General features: G+C 42.6%; 17 protein-coding genes, 1 tRNA gene and 1 pseudogene. 9 read left to right on the forward strand and 10 right to left on the reverse strand.

Annotation, left to right across the window (positions count from 1 at the left end; genetic code table 11):
• Positions 1–39: 39 nt before the first annotated feature.
• The 5 genes from OQ5_RS0105645 (at position 40) to OQ5_RS0105670 (ending at position 8,480) form a co-directional block, all read left to right on the forward strand.
• Positions 40–5,565, forward strand: coding sequence for an alpha-2-macroglobulin family protein (locus tag OQ5_RS0105645; protein ID WP_016776549.1), 5,526 nt, complete (start codon positions 40–42; stop codon positions 5,563–5,565).
• Positions 5,566–5,583: 18 nt separating this feature from the next.
• Positions 5,584–6,252, forward strand: coding sequence for a TatD family hydrolase (locus OQ5_RS0105650; protein ID WP_016776550.1), 669 nt, complete (start codon positions 5,584–5,586; stop codon positions 6,250–6,252).
• A 33-nt stretch (positions 6,253–6,285) separates the two neighbouring features.
• On the forward strand, positions 6,286–7,011 hold the full coding sequence (locus tag OQ5_RS0105655; RefSeq protein ID WP_016776551.1) for a tRNA threonylcarbamoyladenosine dehydratase: 726 nt from the start codon (positions 6,286–6,288) through the stop codon (positions 7,009–7,011).
• A 181-nt stretch (positions 7,012–7,192) separates the two neighbouring features.
• The gene (locus OQ5_RS0105660) at positions 7,193–7,606 is read left to right on the forward strand and encodes an FMN-binding protein (RefSeq protein WP_026055136.1); all 414 of its coding nucleotides are present in this window, start codon (positions 7,193–7,195) and stop codon (positions 7,604–7,606) included.
• Between the two features lie 109 nt (positions 7,607–7,715).
• Positions 7,716–8,480 carry a sulfite exporter TauE/SafE family protein gene (locus OQ5_RS0105670; RefSeq protein ID WP_255297403.1) on the forward strand — a complete coding sequence of 255 codons (765 nt, stop codon included), beginning with the start codon at positions 7,716–7,718 and terminating at the stop codon, positions 8,478–8,480.
• An 886-nt stretch (positions 8,481–9,366) separates the two neighbouring features.
• On the opposite strand, the gene OQ5_RS0105680 is transcribed toward OQ5_RS0105670, so the two are convergent.
• The 3 genes and pseudogenes from OQ5_RS0105680 to OQ5_RS25225 all read right to left on the reverse strand — a co-directional run.
• Positions 9,367–9,843, reverse strand: a complete 477-nt coding sequence (locus OQ5_RS0105680; RefSeq protein WP_176694059.1) for a HigA family addiction module antitoxin — start codon at positions 9,841–9,843, stop codon at positions 9,367–9,369.
• 5 nt (positions 9,844–9,848) lie between these two features.
• Positions 9,849–10,334 carry a hypothetical protein gene (locus tag OQ5_RS0105685; protein WP_016776557.1) on the reverse strand — a complete coding sequence of 162 codons (486 nt, stop codon included), beginning with the start codon at positions 10,332–10,334 and terminating at the stop codon, positions 9,849–9,851.
• Positions 10,335–10,731: 397 nt separating this feature from the next.
• Positions 10,732–10,959, reverse strand: a pseudogene (locus OQ5_RS25225) (serine hydrolase); the annotation flags it as partial.
• Between the two features lie 516 nt (positions 10,960–11,475).
• Between OQ5_RS25225 and OQ5_RS25375 the strand changes: the two are divergent.
• Entirely contained in the window at positions 11,476–11,847 is a 372-nt protein-coding gene (locus OQ5_RS25375; protein WP_304362429.1) for a glyceraldehyde 3-phosphate dehydrogenase NAD-binding domain-containing protein, read from the forward strand.
• A 4-nt stretch (positions 11,848–11,851) separates the two neighbouring features.
• A complete protein-coding gene (locus OQ5_RS25380; protein ID WP_016776561.1) occupies positions 11,852–12,475 on the forward strand; it encodes a type I glyceraldehyde-3-phosphate dehydrogenase in 624 nt (207 codons plus the stop codon).
• A gap of 290 nt (positions 12,476–12,765) precedes the next feature.
• Here OQ5_RS25380 and OQ5_RS0105710 read toward each other — a convergent pair whose 3' ends face one another.
• From OQ5_RS0105710 to OQ5_RS0105720, 3 genes are all read right to left on the reverse strand, one after another.
• On the reverse strand, positions 12,766–13,755 hold the full coding sequence (locus OQ5_RS0105710; protein ID WP_016776562.1) for a GlxA family transcriptional regulator: 990 nt from the start codon (positions 13,753–13,755) through the stop codon (positions 12,766–12,768).
• A 368-nt stretch (positions 13,756–14,123) separates the two neighbouring features.
• Entirely contained in the window at positions 14,124–15,221 is a 1,098-nt protein-coding gene (locus tag OQ5_RS0105715) for a hypothetical protein (protein ID WP_016776563.1), read from the reverse strand.
• 316 nt (positions 15,222–15,537) lie between these two features.
• Positions 15,538–15,735, reverse strand: a complete 198-nt coding sequence (locus OQ5_RS0105720; protein WP_016776564.1) for a hypothetical protein — start codon at positions 15,733–15,735, stop codon at positions 15,538–15,540.
• A 223-nt stretch (positions 15,736–15,958) separates the two neighbouring features.
• Here OQ5_RS0105720 and OQ5_RS0105725 point away from each other — a divergent pair, with 223 nt between their 5' ends.
• A complete protein-coding gene (locus OQ5_RS0105725; RefSeq protein WP_016776565.1) occupies positions 15,959–16,975 on the forward strand; it encodes a branched-chain amino acid aminotransferase in 1,017 nt (338 codons plus the stop codon).
• A gap of 32 nt (positions 16,976–17,007) precedes the next feature.
• Here the strand turns inward: OQ5_RS0105725 and OQ5_RS0105730 are convergent, their stop codons facing one another.
• From OQ5_RS0105730 to OQ5_RS0105745, 4 genes are all read right to left on the reverse strand, one after another.
• Positions 17,008–17,277: a DUF4834 family protein gene (locus OQ5_RS0105730; protein WP_100221881.1), complete on the reverse strand. Its 270-nt coding sequence runs from the start codon at positions 17,275–17,277 to the stop codon at positions 17,008–17,010.
• A gap of 61 nt (positions 17,278–17,338) precedes the next feature.
• On the reverse strand, positions 17,339–19,042 hold the full coding sequence (locus tag OQ5_RS0105735) for a S41 family peptidase (RefSeq protein ID WP_016776567.1): 1,704 nt from the start codon (positions 19,040–19,042) through the stop codon (positions 17,339–17,341).
• 109 nt (positions 19,043–19,151) lie between these two features.
• The gene (locus OQ5_RS0105740) at positions 19,152–19,595 is read right to left on the reverse strand and encodes a deoxycytidylate deaminase (protein WP_016776568.1); all 444 of its coding nucleotides are present in this window, start codon (positions 19,593–19,595) and stop codon (positions 19,152–19,154) included.
• 286 nt (positions 19,596–19,881) lie between these two features.
• A tRNA-Leu gene (locus OQ5_RS0105745) sits at positions 19,882–19,965 on the reverse strand.
• A 351-nt stretch (positions 19,966–20,316) separates the two neighbouring features.
• Here OQ5_RS0105745 and recO point away from each other — a divergent pair.
• Positions 20,317–21,051, forward strand: coding sequence for a DNA repair protein RecO (gene recO / locus OQ5_RS0105750; protein WP_016776569.1), 735 nt, complete (start codon positions 20,317–20,319; stop codon positions 21,049–21,051).
• Positions 21,052–21,116: the final 65 nt, after the last annotated feature.

Raw genomic sequence — 21,116 nt, forward strand, 5'->3', positions numbered from 1 at the left:
GAAATTAATATCTGAGTCTGCTCCTTAAAATGCCTTGTTATGAAAACTACTTTTTTTCGTGTTGTCTTTTTTCTTACCATCATTTTCTTCTCTGCCTGCGATAGCGACAAAAAGGAAGCTCCCCATTCCCCTTTTCATCCGGCAATCAGTGCTTTTACCTCTGGGCAGATTTCTGTGAAATCACCCGTGATGGTCGAATTTACATCGCCTGTCAGCCAGGCAGTCCCTGGCCAGAGCATAAAAGACGGCATTATTTCTTTTTCTCCATCAATAAAGGGAGAAGCAGTATGGGCAGATGAGCGAACCATTGTTTTTAAGCCTTCAGAACTGCTTCCCTCAGGCGAAAAATTTAAAAGTGAGATAGCCCTCCAGCGTCTTTTGCCTGATGAAGAGGAGCCTTTTTTCTTTACCTTTCAGACTATTCAGCAGGATGCCTGGTTAAGCACCGAAAACATAGGACCATTGTCTGTCAGCGACTACAATAAATATCAGGCAACCATAAAAGTGGCATTGGCCGATGTAGCCAATGACGAACTGGTAGAAACCAATGTAGAAGTTAAATACAACGGTGAAACCCGAGAACCCGAATGGTTCCATTCAAATGGCCGAAACCACATCCTTACTGTTAATGACATAATGCGTGGAGAAAATGAGGGTATACTATCTGTAACGGTCAAAGAAGGTCCGCTTTCTCCCGGTGAAGAACAAAACCTAAAAGTAAACATCCCTCCGGCAAATACATTCAAAATCTTTTCAGCCCGTCTCGAAACCTCACCGCGAAAAGTTATTACCGTTACTTTCAGCGATCCGTTAGACCCGGGACAGGACATATCAGGCCTTTTCAGGCTTTCGGGACAGGACCTTAACTGGAATATAGACAACAACCTTGTAGAGCTATACCCGGATGAAGACATTACCGGCGAAAAAACGCTTATTATTTCTGAGGATGTTAAGAATGTATCGGGCCGCAAATTGTCCGGACGCGGCGAATTCACCTTCACCTTCACAAGTGAAAAACCGGCTGTTGAAATCATCGGAGACGGAACTGTCATGCCTTATTCAGACGGTTTGTTCATGCCCTTCAGAGCAGTGAGTCTGAATGCAGTAAGAGTCCGTATTATCAAGATATATGAACACAACATCGGTCATTTCCTTCAGGTCAATCAACTCAGTGGTGAAAACCAGATTAAACGGGCAGGAAGACTGGTTCACAAGCAACGCATCGAAATAGACACCGATCCAACACTCGACCTAAACAAATGGAACACCTTTTCTCTCGATTTATCCCGCTTCATCCAGCCCGATCCGGGAGCCATTTACCGGGTAGAACTGGGCTTTGAAAAGACGGATGCCATTTATCCCTGTGCAGGTGATGACCAGAGGGATAATTCCGTTCAGGCCGACCATCCCGACCCGGAAGAAGGATTCTGGGATGAAACCGACAACTATTACTCCGTTTATCCTTACCACTATAACCCGGATTATCGTTGGAGCGAAAGAGACAACCCCTGCTCCGACTCATATTATACACGCGACCGCTGGGTGGCACGTAATGTGCTGGCTTCGAATCTCGGACTGTTGGTAAAAGGCGGTACCAATAACGAATTATTGGTGACCGTGAGCGACCTTATTTCATCCGAACCCCTTGCCAATGTAGGGGTAGAGATTTTTAACCTTCAAATGATTAAAATCGGGGAAGGCACTACCAACAATGAGGGGCAGGCAAGTATAACGGCTGACGGAATTCCCTTTTTGCTGATCGCCAGAGATGGAAAGCAAAGAGGATACTTAAGGCTCGATGACGGGCAGGCCCTCGCACTCGACAGGTTCGACGTATCAGGTGAAACCGTGAATGAAGGTCTGAGAGGATTCATTTTCGGGGAACGCGGGGTCTGGAGACCGGGAGACTCCCTTTTTGTCTCTTTTATGCCCATCGAAAGCACGCCGGGAACACTTCCCCCCAATCATCCGGTTACGTTCAAGTTAACAGATCCAAGAGGACGTCTTGTTTACAAACAAACCCGGACACATCCCGAAAACCGTTTATACACTTTCAGGACGAAAACCGGCAAGGACGCCCCCACCGGCTATTGGCTCGCAAGTGTTCATGTGGGAGGTGTTGTGTTCGAAAAGAATCTTCGCATTGAAACAATTCGTCCCAACCGTCTGAAAGTGGAGCTTGAAACACCCGGAAAAATTTTGGAATCCGGGCAAATCTATAATTTCAATATCCGCTCCAACTGGCTTCACGGATCCCCTGCTTCCAACCTCAAAGCCGATGTAAGACTTAATTTGCAGCCTGCAAAAACCCATTTTGAAGGATATGCCGGCTTTATTTTTGATGATCCCTCACGGGAAGTGAACGAATCGGAACTGACCATCTATGAAGGAATGTTAGACGAAAAAGGTCTCTCTTCGTTCCGTTACAGAATACCTGAATTCGACCTGGTTCCCGGCATGGTTCGGGGAGCATTAAGAACCCGAGTATTTGAAAAAGGGGGCGCTTTTAGTGTCGGAAACGAAACCCTTGCTATATCACCCTTCGATGTATATACAGGCATTCGTGCTCCAGAGGGCGATGATCGCGGACTATTATTAACCGACCAAAACCACCGGATAGATGTAGTTACTGTAAACAGTCAGGGAAATACTGCAGGCAATCAGAAACTACAATATACCGTCTATAAAATAAACTGGCGCTGGTGGTGGGAATCATCAGAAGAAGACCTTGGACGCTATATTGCTTCAAGCAGCCGGAATATTGTCGACTCAGGAACACTGATAACCGGTGATGATGGCTCAGGCAGTTTTGATTTTCGGATAAACAAGCCGGAGTGGGGACGATACCTGATAAGAGTAATAAATCCTTCGTCGGGGCATTCAACTGCCACCACAGTGAGAGTTGACTGGCCGGGATGGGCACGTGAATCGCGTGGTGGCGACGGCGCTTCTCACCTTGTATTTTCTGCCGATAAGCAAAAATATGAGGTTGGTGAGGACGTTACCGTCACGTTCCCCTCTTCAGAGCAGGGACGAGCCCTTGTCAGTCTTGAGTCGGGAAGCAGCGTGCTGAAGTCGTGGTGGATAGAACCTCAGGCCAAAGAAACAACATTCAGCTTTGAAGCCACACCGGAGATGGCTCCCAACATTTATATCAGCATAACGCTTATTCAAACATACAGTCAGACTACCAACAATCGCCCCCTGCGTCTTTACGGAATCATTCCGGTAAAAATAGAAAATCCCGGCACGCGTCTCGAACCGGAAATAAAGACTTCTGAAACCTGGCGCCCCGGGGAAGATGTTGAAATCATAGTCAGCGAGGCCAATAACCGGGAAATGGACTATGTATTGGCAGTAGTAGATGAAGGCCTGCTTGATATAACCGGTTTTCAGACACCCGATCCATGGGAGCGCTTCAACGCAAGACAGGCGCTTGGGGTTAAAACCTGGGATCTTTACGATGAAGTCATCGGTGCATTCGGTGGAAAGATTGAACAGCTTTTCAGCGTTGGAGGAGATGAATCGCTCAAGGGTGACAAAGGGCAAAACCGGTTGCAACGCTTCGAGCCCATGGTGAAATTCTTCGGCCCGAACAAATTGAAAAAGAGGGATGAAAACCCGCACCGGTTCAAAGTTCCTTCTTATACCGGATCTGTTCGTGTTATGGTTATCAGCACCGACGGAAAGGCTACCGGCAGCAATGATGCTACCGTAAAAGTGAAAAAGCCTGTGATGGCGTGGGCTGCATTGCCTCGTATGTTAGGCCCCGATGAGAAACTGTCCCTTCCGGTTACTGTTTTTGTTTCCGAAGAAAATATTCACGAAGTAACGGTCACAATTACAGGTTCTCAACATTATTCCTTCGGAGAAAACAGCAGCAAAACCGTCTCTTTCGATTCACCCGGTGAAAAAACGGTAAGTTTTGAGGTGCATACCAAATCCCTTACCGGCCAGTCGCAACTGGTAATTGAAGCATCGGGCAACGGGGAAAAAGACCGTCTGACAAAAAACCTGGAAATAAGAATGCCCAATCCACCTGTGACACAAACCCGCTTTGCCGTTATTGAGCCCAAAGCAAATCAGACATTGGAATATAACCTGCCGGGTATCCCTGGAACAAATACCATGCAACTGGAGGTGAGTGCAATTCCTCCGATGGATTTAACCGGGCGACTGAACTTTCTTATTGAATACCCGCACGGATGTATCGAACAGATTACTTCTGGCGGTTTTCCGCAATTGTATCTCGACAAGATTGTCGACATGACGGGGGAACAACGCAACAGGGTAAGAGAAAATATCACCAGCGTACTTCAACGCTACAGTTCTTACCAGACGCCCGAAGGCGGATTTGCTTACTGGCCGGGACAATCACAACCCAGTGACTGGGGCTCCAGTTATGCCGGTCATTTTATGCTCGAAGCAGAGAAACAGGGCTTTCTGGTGCACCCTTCATTAAAGTCCGGCTGGATTGAATGGCAAAAAGAAAGAGCTTCATCCTGGCTGCCACGCCCCGAAACACAAGCTTATACATCAGAACAGATGCTTCAGGCTTACAGGCTCTATACCCTTGCACTGGCCGGCGAACCTGTCACTGACGCCATGAACCGGCTGCGTCAGCAGTCGTACCTCATCGCTCAAACCAGATGGTTACTGGCTTCAGCCTATGCCCTTACGGGTATGCAAAAAGTGGCATCGGAAATAATGAATGAGGCACCTGAGTTGAATTCCACAGATGTTCAATACGAAACGTACGGCTCACCCTTGCGCGATAAAGCCATTCTTATTCAGGCACTGAATCTTCTGGGGCGAAAGGAAACTGCCATGCCTTTGGTAAAAGAAGCAGCTGAGGCGCTTAATTCTGGAAGATGGTATAGTACACAAACAACAGCATGGACACTGATGAGTATTGTTAATTTTGCCGGAAACGGAGCAGATGACTCGTCACTGCAATACACTTATTCGGTGAATAACGAAGATAATATTACTGTAGGAACAGACAAACCGGTTTCGCAACGAAGCATCAGCTTTGGTGAAGCAATGAACGGGCAAATAACAGTTTCCAACGATTCGGGTAAGGAGCTGTTTGCCTCACTGCTGATTCAGGGAATTCCGGGAGGAATTGATTCCACAGCCTTTTCAGAGAATCTTAAGATTGAACGCAGATTCCTGACCATGGACGATCGCCCTGTTTCACATGAAAATATCCCGCAAGGAACGGACTTCAAATATGTGATCAGAGTCAGCAATCCCGGCTCTGCTGGTGACGCGCGAAATCTGGCCCTGACACAAATGATCCCGTCAGGATGGGAAATACGAAACACTCGTCTGGAAGGTATCCGTTCGTACGATGTTGACCTTCCTGATTATCGTGACATCCGTGATGACAGGGTGCTTTCGTATTTCGATCTGAAAGCCGGCAGAAGCAAACAATTTGTTGTGGTAGTACACGCTGCATTCCCGGGTGAATATTATCTTCCTCCCGTTGTTTGTGAAGCCATGTATAATCATGCCATCAGGGCCAGAATTCCCGGTGAAAAAACCATTGTTTCGGCCCCCTAAATGTAAAAGAAGGAATTAATGAAGTACATCAATTTCCACACCCATACAGAACCCGAAAATCCTGATACAGAAATTGCCATCGTCAGCTGTGTGGCGCCGGAGCCTCTGCAGGAAGGACCTGAGGGCGTATGGTTTTCGTACGGAATCCATCCCTGGTATATTCATGGACAAGACATCGATGCATTATTAAATAAGGTTAAGAAAATTGCTGCAAACCACAAAGTAATTGCGATTGGAGAGGCCGGTCTTGATAAAATCAAGGGGCCTGCCCTGGGACTTCAGAAGAAAATATTTTGCCAGCAGGTTGACATTTCGGAGGACATAAAAAAACCACTGATCATTCATTCGGTAAAAGCCAATAACGAGATATTGAACCTGCATAAAAAAATGACACCGTCCCAGCCCTGGGTGATTCATGGTTTTAGCGGCCATCCACAGGAAATGGAACAATTTGTAAAACAAGGTTTTTATCTTTCATTCGGCCCGAAAATACTTTACCACCAAAATAATAAAGCGGCAGAATCACTTGAAAGAATCCCTGGGGAAAACTTATTCCTGGAAACCGATCACACCAATAAATCCATATCGGGCTTATATATCCGGGGTGCTGAAATAAGGAATACCACAGTTGAAAAACTGGGCAGTAGCATTGAAGAAAATTTTAACCGTTTGTTCAGATTTGAATGAGATAACCCGGGATTTTATTAAAACAGTAGCTTCATGAAGTGGCTTGAGCGCACGGAACTATTAATCGGAAAAGAAAAACTTGAAAAACTAAACCGGTCGCATGTGCTGGTCGCCGGACTCGGAGGCGTTGGTTCCTGGTGCGCCGAAATGCTTGCCCGATCCGGAATCGGAGAACTAACCGTTATCGACGGTGATGTAGTAAATCCTTCGAACCGAAACCGTCAGTTGCCCGCTGTTATTTCGACCGAAGGAATGTCAAAAACCGATGTGATGGCGGCCCGGCTAAAAGAAATAAATCCCGATATTGTCCTGCATCCTTTCTGCCATTTTCACACCGGCGACGACTTTGAGGTTTTGATGACACAGCGGTACGACTATGTGGTGGATGCCATTGACTCTCTCAGCCCAAAAGTTTTCCTGATTGTTGCTGCCATGAAAAATGGCCGCCGTTTGATCTCTTCCATGGGGGCGGGCGGAAAAATGAACCCGGAAAAGGTACAGATTACAGACATCAGCAAATCTTATCACTGTAACCTGGCACGTATGGTAAGAAAACGTTTGAGCAAATTCGGCATCAAAAAAGGATTTGATGTGGTTTTCAGTCCGGAGCCGGTTCACAAATCAGCGATCATACAAACCCGGGGCGAACAAAACAAAAAAACCACTGTGGGTACTATCTCATATATGCCTGCCATTTTTGGAATGATGGCAGCCTCTAAGGTAATCAGAGAATTGGCAGGGGAAAGAATAAGGGTATAAGTGATTTTTATTGTCTTTATAGTACAATAGTCAGTTAAAAAAAGCCTAAATGCAGATACGCAATGACGCAAAGCTTTTATTATGAGAGAGTTGCAGCTTGTGCAATTAATTGTGTAAAAAATTTATTACCAGACACCTGTAAAAGTTTCTCGGAGTATTATTGTAAATAACTGTTTTTTCAATGATTTCAAGAATAATGATTGCTGTACTGCTGATGTGCATTTTTTTTGCATTTGCAGGAAAAAAGGGGTACAAAGATGGTACATTTCAAGGTATATCAAAATCGATTTATACCAATGAACCTTATTATGGCCATTCAACAATAAAAATACAGAATGGAGAAATAATTGATGTTGAGTTTGTAATTCGCGATTCGGCAAAACATGTTGAGTTTGATGACGAGTATGAGAAATATTTTGCAGGAAATGAATTATATATGGATCAATGTCGAAAAAACCGCGTCGGGGTTATTTCATATCCCGATAGTTTGCTGAAATATCAAAATATTGATAAGGTTGATGCAATGAGTGGTGCTACCTGGTCATGTAATATCTTCAAAGCTTCGGTAAAAGAAGCACTTAAACAAGCCCGATAAAACAGATTACATTTTTTATCACTACATTTCGATATAGCGTGCATTCATAAGGCAAAGACTCACTGTTTTCTCTGTTATCCCTCCCGGTTATTTTTTGTTTCTTTGCAGCATGATTGAATCAATAATAAATCCATTAGATACAAGTTGGGGAATTTGGTTGGTAACGTTGGGGAGCGCCTGGCTGGTGGGCGTATCAAAGAGCGGGCTGAAGGGCATTGCTATGGTCACCATTCCGTTGCTGGCCCACTTTTACGGAGGCATGGCTTCGGCCGGATTACTGGTACCATTTCTGGTTTTTGGCGACATGTTCGCCATCCGTTACTACTACAAAAGTCTTAAGTGGGAACATATCAAAAAACTTTATCCCTATGCCCTGACAGGGATTGTCCTGGCACTGATTGTCGGCGAAATGATATCGGATAATCAGTTTCGTAACATCATAGGAATCTCCGTATTGCTTTGTCTGGTACTGATCTTTTATCGCGACTATTCGGGCGGGCCTGACGGATTTACCCGCAAAAGCTGGTTTGCCCGCACACTTGGCGTTACCGGCGGCTTTGCCACTATGATTGGCAATGCAGCAGGGCCAATCTTTAATTTGTACTTACTCTCTATGCGATTGCCCAAAAAGAGCTTTATTGCTACCGGGGCTGTCTTTTATATAAGCCTGAATCTGCTAAAAATACCGCTTCACTTTTTTGTGTGGGAATCGATCTCCACGGCGACACTGCAATTAAACTTCATAATGTTGCCGGCCGTATGGTTAGGCTCGGTTACCGGCAAATTCCTGGTGCGATTTATCCCGGAAAAAGAATTCAGGATATTCGTGACGATTGTTATTGCTTTATCGGCAGTGTTATTGTTTTTTAAATAACGGCATTCGTTTTCGAATAACCCCAAAGGGTCAATAACTGCTTTTTGCTTTTCTGACAAACTGTCTGATTGTAAAATCTATGACAAGCAGTGCCAGCACGAGGAAGGCAATCATCAATAAAATATCCCTTTCCCGGGTCTCTGACAATTGTTTTCAGATGCCCGGGAAAGGTATTAGATGTTTTGGGTTACTGTTGATTGAAGCTGCTTATTTGATGAAATCCACCAACCTGGTTCCCTCCGGAAAGAATTACAGGTCCATTTAGTCGCAATTGTTGTTTAATTGTTTCACGATTATATCCTGATTGGCTTGCAGATGAATAATTAAAGAGGTTTGTGGGAACAATAAACTCTTGAGCAAACAGATATTCTCAATCTTTTGCGCCATTCGCTATAACGTTATTGCGTCACTCACAATAGTATTGTTGCGTTGCTCACAATAGCACTGTTGTGTTGCTCTTTAGAGGCAGCCGCTCCCCAAGAACCGTACGAACCAGTTTATGCATTCATAATTATTATTTTAAGGAATGCATGATTTTCAATTCCCGGCACACGGCTCAGGCACTTTTAATCCCGAAGTTTCGGGACGGTGAAGCGAGCCCCGACTGTTATTCCTATTTTTGTTATCGTTGACAATAAAAGTTGTAATTTGCCTGCATTATTCACGAGGGGTTTAATAGTTTAAGGTGTTCATGAACTCGCAAGCTCGTTTCCCAATGCCTTACAGTTATGGTTTTATCCCTTTCGTCTACCCGAAATGTATGGGAGAGAGTGCCGGGCTTCCACGTTCCGCTCCATAACAGCTTGTGTGAGTAGACAAAACGAGTGGTTGAATATGTTGTGACGCCACGACTGGCGTATATAGCTTTGTTGTAGCGCGTTTTATCTTAGGTCATTAAGTCTTTCAATGAGTAATTATTAAATCGTTTCGTTTTGGTTTTTCTGATTTTTTTGAGTTCGTTTTTTGCCTGAATTTCAATCCAAAGCATTGGGTCATTATTAAAAATCTTTCCCAAAATGATTGCTAATTCATAATTTATTGGTCTCTCTCCGTTAATTAATTTGCTCAAATTAGAAGGATTTATCTCAATGTAATGAGCAAATTTCTTTTGAGGTATTCTTAGTGTTTTCAAGTATTCTTTTAAAAAATCTCCCGGAAGTTTGAGTTCAGTTTCTTCAGATTCCAGATAATCTTGCATTTGAAATTTGATGGAGAGTAATTCAATTTCTCTTTTTTGCGTTTCTGACCGACTTTTCGCCTTATTCAACATTATGGCCTGGAAATCTTTAAATTCATCTGTTCCAGTATCCATTTGATTTGTTAGCATTCCGTTAGTTGGCTCTGTGTTATTATCTCGTTTCATAGCTTTCATTTTCTTTCAAGGTATTCATTTATCAACTTCAGCCCGTTTTCACTATCAATATACATTCTCTGTCCAAGTCCTACTGATGCTCCATATTTTTTCGAATACCATTTCATTAGGCTTGTTTTCGACATAAAGGTTAGGAATCCTTTGTAAGCACTTTTCAATTTGAAACTTTCTTTACATGCAAAAGCAATCAAGCAACCGGCGACATAATCATATTTCTTATTTTTTCGTCCGATGTTGTGTGGTGCTATTTCTAAAGTGTTCATAATGAGCATATCGTTTTCAATCTTTAGTTGTAAAGCACCTTCAATGGTTGGATTTAGTCCAATTGTTCTTAAAATGAATATTTTGGAATTATTTTCCTTGGTTAATTCTCTCCAGTTAAAATTCCATCCATCTTTTTTTAATGGTATTTCATTTGGTTTAGGAACAACAATTTCTGCCTTTACTAATTGGTCGTTTTTTACGTCTAATATGTAAACCATTTATCTGTTTTTCTCTTAGTAAAGATAATGAAAGTTGTCGGAAATGTATAATTTAATTTTCAAAATTGTCTGGTAATGTCTTTTTTCTAAATGCGTTACAACGGGCTCGGCTATGCGTAGTGCGGGATTTCAATGCACTTCACTTTCAGCTTACCGAAAAGTTTGTTTAATGTAATTGCATTCATATCAGCACTTTTGTCCGCATTACGTATAGCCATTGTTGGCGGTTCGTTGTTTTTTATAGTTCTTCAATGTCTTTCAATATCAATTTAGTTATTTCTTTTCTTCCCTTAAAAAAGTTAGGGTTATTGTCGTTCTCAGATTTCATTAGTCGAGTAGCAAAAAAATAAACATTGTCCTCAGCCTCCACATAACCAACCCACCATCCTATGTCTTGTCAATTTTTTCTTGTCCAACCCGTTTTATCTCTATAAGTATGTGTTTCAGTTCGTTCGGAAATCATTATCTTCTTTACTTTGTCTGTAGTTGATGCAGAAAATGGCAATCGGTTTTCGTAAAGCTTGATTAAAAAGTCTATTTGATATTTCGGGGAAACTGAAAAATCACCATAGTTCCAAAAATCTGTGCCTTTTTCAGTGTAGTTTTCGTTTCCGTATCGGCATTTTCTGAGAGTTTGCTTTTATCTAACTCAAATCACAAAACACTCTATATCAATCATTTGTTTTGCGGAGTTGGATTTTTGCTTATCAGGCCAATTTTCGGTACTAACGGTAAAATTCTAATCTGCCGAATTTAACACTTCTGCCTTCTGCCTGGCAAACTTCTGCCTGTCGATTACTTTTATCTGCTTCTTCCAATTCTTTTAGCTAATTCTACATAAAACCAAACCGTTGAATTTTTGTAAGCATTTTACAAGTCGGTATCCTTGTTCCAGGCATTTACAATAGTTCCAAAATGTGATTTGAGTTCACCATCCCATTTAATAATTTCATTCTCGTCTTGAATCGCCTTGTATTCTATAGCAATAAGGGAATTTAGAATTTTGCTACATTGCATTTATTTATTCACCCTTAAAACACATGGCAGATATTGTCGGATAATTGTCATTTGAGACAAGTGTTATCTACAGTAACTTTGTATGGTAAAAAATAAGAAACATAAATTTTTTAAAAGTTGCATTATGATAAAAGTTGGAATTAATGGATTTGGCAGAATCGGACGCCTGGCTTTCCGCGAAATTACAGAGAGTGACAAAATGGAAGTGGTTGCCATAAACGATTTAAGTTCTCCTGCAATGCTGGCATACCTGCTTAAATACGATTCTAATCAGGGGACCTTTAAGAAGAATGTAACTCATAATGATCATGCATTGGTTATTGATGGAAAACCTGTCGCTGCCTATGCCGAACGCGACCCACACAATCTTCCCTGGAAAAAGCACGATGTTGATCTGGTACTTGAATGCACCGGTATTTTCAGCACACGAGAGAAGGCATCGGCCCACCTCAAAGCCGGAGACAAAAAAAGTAATTATTTCGGCACCGTCAGATAAAGATATGAAGACCATAGTTTACAATGTAAACCACCATAAACTTAATTCTTCTGATGAGCTGATCAGCACTGCGTCATGCACGACAAATTGCCTGGCACCAATGGCTAAGGTTCTGAACGATAACTATGGAATTATCGCCGGGCAGATGACTACCATTCATGCTTATACAAATTCTCAACCCTTGATGGATACGCCTGATCCCAAATCGAACTATCGTAAATCGAGGGCTGCAGCCAACAACATTATTCCATATACAACTGGAGCCGCAAAAGCCATCGGGTTGGTTATTCCGGCCTTAAAGGGGAAGCTCGACGGTTCATCGCAGCGGGTTCCTGTTCACACTGGATCGGTTGTTGAGTTATTTACCATACTCGAAAAAGAGGTTGATGCAGAAACGATAAATGCGACCATGAAAAAAGCTGCAAATGAATCCTACGGATATACCGAAGATTCAATTGTTTCGACAGATGTGATTGGTATGCATTTCGGATCGCTTTTCGATGCTACACAAACCAAAGTGGTGACAGCTGACAGCAAACAGTTGGTAAAAACCGTTTCATGGTATGACAATGAAATGTCGTTCGTTTCGCAAATGATTCGCACAGCAGCTTATTTTGGCAATTTGTAAGCGATTGGCAATCCTGCCGGTTAAGGAAATTGTCCGTATTATAGATGGCCATGGTTCCGGAACCATGGCCAATACGCATTTTTTTCGGCAGATAATTAGTGTCTGTCCATTAAGTACCATTTGCCGGGTAACGCTTGCAACCGGCACTTTCTGAACAGACACACATATTGTAGAAATTTATGCGAGTTTACAGAAACGCACTAATTAGAGGCCGCTGAAAAAGTCAGCAGCCTCTAATTATCTGATTGTTATTCAGTAAACCCTACTTATCATGTGCTCCTTAAATATCCTCAGGCAACTGTTAAAGCTGTAGAGAAATTTTTTCGATATTCACCGGGAGTTGTTCGCAAATGACGTATAAACAGGCGTCGCAATCTATCGGCATTCCCAACTCCGCATTCTTCCGATATTTCGTCAATGGATAACCGGGTTTCTTCCAGGCGACGTCTTGCAGTTTCCAAACGAACCTTTTCGACATATTTTGCCGGGGTAATGCCTGTTTCCTTGAGAAAAACACGTGCAAAGTTTCGCGGACTCATCGATGCTTTCTCAGCCAGTTTTTCAACAGTAAGTTCTTCTTCCAGGTGATCGACAATCCAGTCCTGAACAATTTGTATCGGTTCATAATCGACTGTCTGATACATCAGAATATTACTGAATTGAGATTGGTTACCGGGACGTTTCAGATAGAGAACCAAAACACGTGCAACCATTACGGCAACGTCGCGCCCAAAATCTTCTTCAACCATCGCCAGTGCAAGGTCCATTCCGGTAGAGATCCCGGCTGATGTATAGATGTTTTCATCCTTAATGTAAATAGGGTCTTTCTCGACTTTTACTTTGGGGAATTGCTGAGCCAGTTTGTCACAAATCTGCCAATGCGTAACCGCCCTGCGCCCGTCAAGAAGACCTGCTTCGGCCAGAACAAAGGCTCCGGCACAAATAGACCCGATGCGCCGGATTTTTTGCACATGTCTCTTAAGCCATGCTGTTAAGGACTGGCATGTTGTTGCATCTAACGAACCTCGGCCGGCAATTAAAACGGTGTCGACTTCGTAGTTTACGGATTTAACTCCTCCCTCGCACAAAATTGGAAGTCCGGCATTGGTGTTGACTATCGATGAAGAATCGGCAGATAATACATGAGTTGTATATGATTGTGTGTCTCCTTTTTTTCTGAGATATTCAGTAGTTTTTGTAAAAACCTCGAGTGGCCCGGCCACGTCGAGGATCGAAGTTGCAGAAGGAGCTATTATTACAATGTGCCTGGTTGTTTCCATGACAATTTTTTAGTCAAAGATAACTCCTATTGGCAGAAAATGCAATAAATCTTAAATTCATGCCTCCACATTCCATGCCTGCCTGTCCCTTGATTCTGATCGAAGGGGAGTTTTGAATTACACCCCGTATTTATAGATTTCTCCATATACATCGGCAATCATTACATAGGGCTCTTCCAGAGTTGTTCAACTAACAAAAAGCATGTTAATAGAAGAATCCTCAGCTGAGTGGAGAGTTTTGAGTTCTGCAGCTCCTCCGGGTTAACCCCTGAACTCAAAACTCCCTTACTCATCAGTAATGTATTGCTCCCTGAAGAGGATTGTCGCCAAAAATTCCCAATGCAAGAAGATATTCAATAACCTGCAGGTTACTCCGGACAATCCGCTTTCAGCTCCAAAGCCACAGCAATCTCCTTCCAGCCTATTGCAGTGATGCTGCCATCGTTATGTACAGGAAAGAACGCACCGTTTTCGAAGTTTCCGAATGAATGCTGTGTTAAGGCCACCCCATCGGTATTCCGTGTGACTTCTCCGGCAAAGCTTCCCATATACTTTAGTGTTTTGCGGTCGAACACGGGAAACCAATTGTTCAGGACATCCTGATCGGTTGAAATGTAGTAACCGGATGTATCGGCTTCGCAAGACCATAAAGCTATGCCTTCCGGTTCGTATTTGAAATATTTGTTTGGGATGACCTCGCCGGTAAATTCACCTTCGGTTGTATAAATTTTAATGTTACGTTGCATCTCATCTTCATCGGCAATCAGAAGGCGGTTAAGAGGACGATCAACAAGAATGGATTCTACCTTGTACAAAACGCCGCTGCCTTCTGTTGCCCCAAAAGCCCTGAGATGGTTTACCTGCAGCGCTGTATCGTTCACATTCAGGACAAAATGGTGCACCCGGTGGTACAGACTATCGACCGGAGGAATGCTTTCGTCGGCCAACTCATAATTGTCTGTTACATAAAGCTCGTATCCTTTTTCTGTTTTGTCTATGGCAATTCCGTAAGGACGAATGAGCTGTTTCTGACCAAAAAAACCAAGCGAATTTAAGGATGGCAACGCAAATACCTGAAGTCGGTGATTGTCACGTTCTACAACAACAGCAAAGGAATCGATGACGGCAATTCCATTGGGACGCTTCATTTGTCCGATGCCGGTTCCGGGCTCACCAAATGTTGTTATTTTTTGCCCGTTTGCAGCATCGAAAACAATAACGGTGTTGCCTTCCTTAGCTGTAGCAAGCAGCCAGTTTTGTCCGTCTTCGCCATGCCAAAGAGCCGGACTGTCAACATTGTCCGATTCATCACGCTGCGTATGAAAGGCTTCTTTTAAAACCTCTTTTTTATTTTGGTTGACCGATTTTCCCTGCTGAGCAGGTGATGAACAATAAACAACACCAAGAATGGAGAGTGCGATTACTGAAATAACTACAATGAATGTTTTAACACCTTTGAATTCCATAATGAAAGAAATTATTTATTAATTTTTCAAATATCCGCTAATAAGCGCGCATCAATAAACTTGAAAAAATTTTTAAAGATTAATCATTTCCAAAACAGCAAATGTTAAGCACAATTATCTTATAATCAATATAACCTTAATATTTTGTAAACATCTTAGATTTAATTGGTTATACCTATGAGTTTGTTTTGATAAAATGCCTATTTTCAATGGGATAAAAATCATCTTATATCTTAAAATCTAATAATCTAACGGTCTATTTATAAAGACTTTGCGTCATTGCGCCTCTGGGTTTAAACTATATTGTGTTTAAAGACTAAAAATTAAATTTAACACCCAAATTTCCCCACCATGAGTAAAACTCCTGCTGTTCAGGTCGTGATGTTGTTCCGTTATAGTACCGTAAAGGCGCATTGGTTAAATTCATAACCTCGGCAAAAACACTGAACCCGTTCGAAATCTTCTGACTGGCTGAAACATCTAACTGAATACGTTGGTCATTAATGTTTACCATGCAAAACAATACTGTGTATCTTACCTGACGGTTAGGAAAGTATAAAGAGAAGGTTATTTTATCAGTTGAACAAAGTAAACCATGCATACCTGCTCAAAAACCAGAGAAATAACTCCTCCTTACTAATATGCGCCATGCAAACAGCTGACAACAATCATATCCATTTACGGAAAATTCCTTAACTTTAAACCCGCATTATTATCTCAAAGTAAAGCACATAATCATGAACATAGACTGGTCAAACTTATCATTCAGTTATCTGGATACCGATTACAACGTTCGGTGTTATTATCGTAACGGAAAATGGGGCGAATTAGAGGTTTCTTCATCATCTCAAATCAACATTCACATGGCCGCTACTTCCCTCCATTACGGGCAGGAAGCATTTGAAGGGCTGAAAGCCTATCGTGGCAAAGATGACAAAATCAGAATTTTCCGTGTTGTGGAGAATGCCCGTCGTATGCTCTCATCATCGAAGGGTATAATGATGGCCGAAGTTCCCGAAGAACTATTTGTGGAAGCCGTTAAAAAGGTCGTATCGTTGAACAAAAGATTTGTTCCGCCTTATGAGTCGGGCGCATCTCTGTATATCCGTCCGTTGTTGATAGGGACAGGCCCCAAGGTTGGTGTTCAGCCTGCCGACGAATACTTATTCCTTGTTTTTGTGACACCGGTAGGCCCTTATTTCAAGGAAGGTTTTAAGCTGACCAACGTGGCCGTTATGCGCGAGTACGACCGTGCCGCTCCCCGTGGTACCGGTAACATCAAGGTTGGGGGAAATTACGCAGCCAGTCTTAAAGCCGGAATGCTGGCCAAAGAAAAAGGTTATCCGGCAGTACTATATCTCGACAGCCGCGAAAAGAAATATATTGACGAATGTGGTCCGGCCAACTTCTTCGGAATAAAAAACAATACATATATTACTCCGGAGTCACGTTCCATCTTGCCGTCAATTACCAACAAAAGCCTTATTCAATTGGCCAAAGACATGGGCCTGAAAACGGAGATTCGTCCCATCCCCTTTGATGAGGTGGGCACTTTTGAAGAAGTAGGGCAATGCGGAACGGCGGCTGTCATTAGTCCGGTAGGAAGGATAGACGACCTGGACAAGAATGAATCCTACAGTTTCTCAAAAGACGGTGAACCCGGCCCGGTTAGCAAAAAATTATACCATAAATTACGTGCCATACAGTATGGTGATGAGCCTGATCCCTACGGATGGGTAACCATACTCGAATAATGAAAAAAAAGCGCCTGTTTTCGGCGCTTTTTTCATTTTATCTCTTCATAATCCACGTATTCACCTCCGTGGGTATTTCTACCGTTTTTGGACTTGTTTTGTGTCTCAGGATTGTACTCCACGGTCACCTTTCCTTCTTCCTTCTTTTTTCGGCTGATGTATTCCTCATGTGCGTTTTCCTGTCTTTTCTGCATTTTCCTTGCCTGTTTGGAAATAAACAAAGGCACCAGATAACGAAAAATCAGTTTAAACACATAATATATCAATATGGTGTAAATGATAACTTTAAGCAGCATGTTCATAAATTATTTTTGTACGTCCACGAGAGCAATACTCCGTTCAACTCTTGTAATAAATTGCATGTCAGATGCTTGGTTCTGTCGTTTCAGGTATTGACTTACTAACCTCTGATGCCTGAGCATTATCAACATGTAAGACAGAATCTGCAGCTCCGGTTCTGATGACTTCCAGAGCCTTTTTCAAGACCTCATCGTGTTTTCGGATGATGGGATAAAATCCTTCATTGTCCATAATATTGCGAGCAATGTAGGCCTTTGTTTCGTTAACAATAAGCTCTTTAGATATCTGATATTCTGACGCATTGTATTTCACGTCTTTTCCGTTTGCAAAATTAACCAGCATGTCTCCTATAGGCTGGCGGTCAAGATAGGCCTCCAGCTGTTCTATTGATTCGAATTCCGAAAGCTGATTTCTGTTCCTGTCGGAATAATCCAGAGCAAACTGATATATAATCCCCGATTCTCTCAGGTTGTAATAATAATCGGTATGGTTGGAAGTATCGCGTCCCACAAAAAAATCTGGCATAATGCCGCCGCCTCCGTATACTTCTCTGCCTCCAAGTGTTTTATATACAAGGGAGTCGTTAATATCGATGCTGTCCCGGTTAAAAAATTCACCATGTTCGTAACGGTAGATAATATCCCGGTAATAATCTTCCACGCCATTATCGTAAGGTTTCTGAATACACCGTCCGCTAGGTGTATAATATCTCGCGACAGTAAGTCTGAGAGCACCTCCTCCCGGCAGGGGAAACTGCTGCTGAACGAGTCCTTTCCCAAAAGAACGCCGGCCAACTACAACTCCCCGGTCGTTATCCTGCATGGCGCCAGCAAAAATCTCACTGGCCGAGGCACTAAACTCATCAATAAGAACCGTTACCCCGATTTCCTTGCATGAACCGCTACCGTTGGCATGTACCTCCTGCCTGGGACTGTGAACACCTTCTGTGTAAACAATCATATCACCCTTGTCAAGGAATTCATTTACCATACTGATGGCAATATCAAGATATCCACCCGAATTACCCCGAAGGTCGACAATGATGTGACTGCAACTATTAGCCTTTAGTTTGGCCAGCGCAGATAAAAGTTCCTGGTAGGTATTACGCGCAAACCGGTTCACCTTAACGTATCCGACAGAGTCGTCAAGCATGTAGGCAACATCAACGCTGTACATTGGGATATTTCCCCGGGTTATCTCAAAATCAATGAGTTTGTCTCGGTTTCTTCGCTTAATACCGACATTGACTTTTGTTCCGATATCGCCGCGCAACATTCCCACTACGTCGTTGGTTGGCATTTCCACGCCTGCAATCACCGTGTCATTAACCGTAATAATCCGGTCACCGGGCAGAATGCCAACCTTTTCGGAAGGGCCACCAGAAACAACACTGATCACCATAACCGTATCATTCTGCATGCTAAATTCCACGCCAATTCCTCCGAAATTGCCTTCCAGCTCCTGGTTTGCTGCTTCCAGATTCCTGGGTGGAATATAAACTGAGTGGGGATCTAGCTTTTCCAGCACTTCGGGAATGACATTATCAACCAGTTTACCAGCATCAACGCTGTCCACGTACTGCTCATTGATAAGGTTGATAATGGTTTGCAGTTTCCCCGATTCAGGATACATTAGCAACCGTCTTGACGAATCTCCCTGCCCCAAAGGAGCCGTTATTCTCCCCACAAACATTCCGGTTACCAATATAACTGCCAGTATAATTGGAAAATAGATTTGCCTGGATGTGTTTTTTATCTGTTTTGCCATTTTTCGAGACTAGTAGATTTTTAGATGTATTTAACGAACGCAAAATTTGTGTTTCTCCCGGTTTCAAAAGATGAAAACCGGTCGAATCTCATCAAATATTATACCCAAATCAGGGTAACTTATTATCCTCTCTGTGTTCCAACTGGACGACTTCAATATTGGCCCTTTTCAAGAGATTTATGCCATCTTCGACATGATACTTCTCCGAAAAAACAACCCTCTTTATGCCCGCCTGAATAATGAGTTTTGCACACTCAATACAGGGAGAAGAAGTGACATACAGTGTAGCTCCTTCGGAGTTGTTGCCCGACCGGGCTACTTTTGTAATCGCATTGGCTTCGGCATGCAATACGTAAGGCTTGGTCTTGTTATTTTCGTCTTCACAAATATTCTCAAACCCTGATGGCGTCCCGTTATAACCATCGCTGATGATCATTTTATCACGCACCAGCAATGCACCAACCTGCCGGCGTTTGCAATAGCTGTTTTGCGCCCAGATGCGGGCCATGTCAAGGTATCTTCTGTCAAGTAATCTTTGTTTTTTGTTGCTCACAGGGCTATGGAATTGATGATTAATACTCTTTTGTTGCTACAAAATTAACAAAGAATGTGACTTGGAAGTTGATACGATTCTAAAAAGATTTGAGATTCTTTTGTATTGTCGGCGATTGTTTGGTTTATTTTCAGAAATTTTTCTGAAAGGGGAAAGAGGATGAAGAAAAAAATCCCATCTTTTTGGATGCAACTTTTTGAAATAACAATCCGGGTGACCCTTTTTAGGTTTCTGCCAGGTGCCTTTTTATAAAGCCTGACAAATTGATTGTCAGGCTTTATCTGAGTACCCAGGGCCGGGATCGAACCGGCACGGTATTGCTACCACTGGTGTTTGAGACCAGCGCGTCTACCAATTCCGCCACCTGGGCATTGCTGATTGCAAATTTCTTTGCGGATGCAAATATATAACATTCTTGTGGCGTTTCAAATAAAAAATTTGATTTGAATTTTTTCTAACCCTTATCTTTGCATGCATCAAACAGCATTAATGTGAACATGAAGTGTCCCTTTATATATCTGTATAACAAAGCTAAAAGTTTACCGGAATATAGTAATGATCTAAAACTGATCTGTCCAACAAACAATACTTTGTTAAACTTTTGCAATGCGCTGCAATCCAATTGTTTGCATCTAAAGAGGTTTGTTTGTTAAAATGCAGTATGTCAAGGTTGTAAAAATCATCTTACCTCTTATATCTAAAAATCTAACGATCTATTGATATGAGTACACTGATAAAAACCGAGGGCATTGTGCTGGATCATATTTTGTATCGCGATACCAGTGCCATTGTTCATATATACACCCGTGAGCTGGGTCGTCAGAATTATATAGTAAACAGTGTACGTGGAAGTCGTAAAAGCAGAAAAACAGCATTGCTTCAGCCGCTCAACCGGTTGTCGTTGGAGGTGTATCATTCGTCAAAAAGAGATCTTCACCGCATAAAGGAATTCTCGCTGCTGAGTCCGTTAATGCGCATTCCCTATTCACAAAACACACGGGCACAGGCTTTTTTCCTGACCGAACTATTGTCTCATATCTTAACATTGCAGGAAAAATCGGAAGAACTGTATGATTTTCTCAACAATTCAGTAGAACTGCTCGATTCAGGGGTGGAAGGAAGTGAAAACCTGCACCTGTTTGTTATGTTTCGTCTGACACGCTATCTTGGTTTTTATCCCAATACAAACGAAATAGGCTCACATGCATGGTTCGATATGAAAAATGGAAGTTTTACAAGACATGAGCCGGTACATCCTCTCTTTCTTTCGCCTGACAAAGCGGGCTTATTATCCCGGTTGATGAATGCCGATGTTTATTCACTAAAAACCATTGCTGCAAACGTTTCGGAACGTAACACCCTGCTTAACTTCCTCCTCGACTTTTTTAAATTGCATGCGCATGGTTTTGGTACCCTAAAAAGCCTGGATGTTCTTGAAGATTTATTACATTCCTGATTGCTCCGACACTCCTGACATACCGAATCATCAATAAAAATACGACTTCCGTCAAATTAGGGTTG

Origin of the sequence: Anaerophaga thermohalophila str. Valhall, from assembly GCF_000250735.1 — a bacterium.
Taxonomy (GTDB): Bacteria; Bacteroidota; Bacteroidia; order Bacteroidales; family Marinilabiliaceae; genus Anaerophaga; species Anaerophaga thermohalophila_A.